Below are 1,925 nucleotides of genomic sequence, written 5' to 3'. Positions count from 1 at the left end.
CCAGAACCTCGAGCCGGCCTGCGTAGCCAGCTGTTGGGACGTCCAAATCGACGTCCATTTTGCCGTCTGCTCCCACGTAGGCCCTCCGTCTCTCGCGATCGGGAGGATTCTTCGCACATTCACCTCATGCCCCGCACGAGGGGAGCGGCGTGGCGCTTACCACTGAACATTCATCCAGCGGCGATTAGAGTCCGGGCCGTTTCTGTTACGCCTCTTGGCGCGGGTTGAGCAACCGGCGGAGGCGCAGAGCCTTCCATCAGCACAGCGTCGGAGCCGGTTGCGGTGATGTCCTCGGCGTATGCCGCCGGGGTCTGGTAGCCGAGCGAGGAATGAGGCCTTGCGGTGTTGAACAACATGACGAGAGAACGCCCACGGGACCGAGGAACGCGAGTTTCTTTATCCATGGCATCCCTGGGCCGGGCGTTGTGTTCACGTTCATGAGGTGATCGAGAAGGCTGACCGGGTGGTTTTCCGCTGCAGTCTCTCTGGCCACGCCTCCGATCGGTGGCTGGAGGTTCCGGCCTGGATGTTTGATCGCGCGGTCTGCGCCGCGTGGCGCATTGCCGCTGCCCCACATGTTGATCCCAGAACGCTTGGCGTCTTGGTGACACTGCTGCAGGACGCGACGGCCAATTCCCCCACCCCATCGCAATTGGAGGATTCGGGCGCAGCATCGGGTCCTCACGACGCGAATCGGGGAGAGGTCCATGCCGCGCCAGCCCACGACATATCAGTTCGATCTGTTCTCCAACCCGCACGAGGCGGAGACCGCGCAGATGCCACCATGGCAGGCGCTGCCGGAAGAGACGCGCCTGACGCTGACAAAGCTGATGGTGCGCCTGATCCTCGATCACGTCGACGGCGCGCGCGCCGTTCAACGGGAGGAAGCGCGCCATGATGCATGAGAAGATCCGGCCCCACCATCTGGAGCGCAAGGCGATCCTGTATGTGCGGCAGTCCTCGGCCCATCAGGTTCTGCACAATCGTGAGAGCAGCGCCCTGCAGTATGCGATGCGCGATCGCCTGGTGGCGCTCGGCTGGTCTTGCATCGAGACCGTCGATGACGATCTCGGCCGCTCTGCTGCTGGCGGTGTCGCGCGAGCGGGCTTCGATCGGATGGTCGCCGCAGTCTGTCTCGGCAAGGTTGGGGCGGTTGCGGCGCGGGAGGTATCGCGCTTTGCCCGCAACAGCCGCGACTGGCAGCAGCTCATCGAGATGTGCCGCGTCGTCGATACCGTGCTGATCGACCAGGAGACGGTCTACGCACCGCGCCAGGGCAATGACCGGCTGCTGCTGGGATTGAAGGGCAGTCTCAACGAGTATGAGCTCGATCTTCTGCGTCAGCGCTCCCTGTCGGCCCGCTATGAGAAGGCCCGGCGCGGTGAACTCGTCGTCGCTTCCCCGGTCGGCTTCGTGAAGGTCGGCGACCGGCTGGAGAAGGATCCCGATCGTCGCATGCAGGAGGCCATCACCCTTGTGTTTGACAAGGTGGCGGAACTCGGCAGTGCGCGCCAGGCCCTGCTCTGGTTCCTCGAACATGGGCTGGATTTGCCTGCCAAGCGCAACAATGGCGATGTGGTTTGGCGCAGGCCAAGCTATGCGACCATCCACCGAATGATCGAGAACCCGATCTACGGCGGCGCCTACGCCTATGGTAAGACTCGTGCTGCGTCGGGATATAATGCAACAGCCATTCGCTCGCGCAGCCGCCGTAAGGCGCGTGATGAATGGCTGGCGCTGATCCCGGGTGCACACGAAGGCTACGTCAGCTGGGAAAGGGCGGAAGCGATCCGTAAGATGGTGAGCGACAACGTGCCCACGGGCCGGCATCACGGGGCGCCCAAGCATGGCGACGCTCTGCTCGCCGGCCTTGTCCGCTGCCGGCGCTGCGGCCGCAAGCTGACGGTCCGCTACACGGGAACCAA

Annotated in this window: 2 protein-coding genes; both read left to right on the top strand. The window is 64.0% G+C overall.

Annotated elements, in window-relative coordinates; all coding sequences use genetic code 11:
* Window positions 1-707: 707 nt before the first annotated feature.
* Window positions 708-905 (top strand): hypothetical protein, encoded by a 198-nt coding sequence (locus NKI54_RS36185; protein ID WP_352694625.1) that lies wholly within the window; start codon window positions 708-710, stop codon window positions 903-905.
* Window positions 895-1,925 (top strand): recombinase family protein (locus NKI54_RS36180; protein WP_352694623.1); only part of this gene is annotated, 1,031 nt, incomplete at its 3' end. The genes NKI54_RS36185 and NKI54_RS36180, both read left to right, overlap by 11 nt.

Source organism: Mesorhizobium sp. M0663 (assembly GCF_040320585.1).
Lineage (GTDB): Bacteria > Pseudomonadota > Alphaproteobacteria > Rhizobiales > Rhizobiaceae > Mesorhizobium.
Note: the sequence above shows the minus strand (reverse complement) of the source record. Positions and strands in the feature narration are given on the sequence as shown.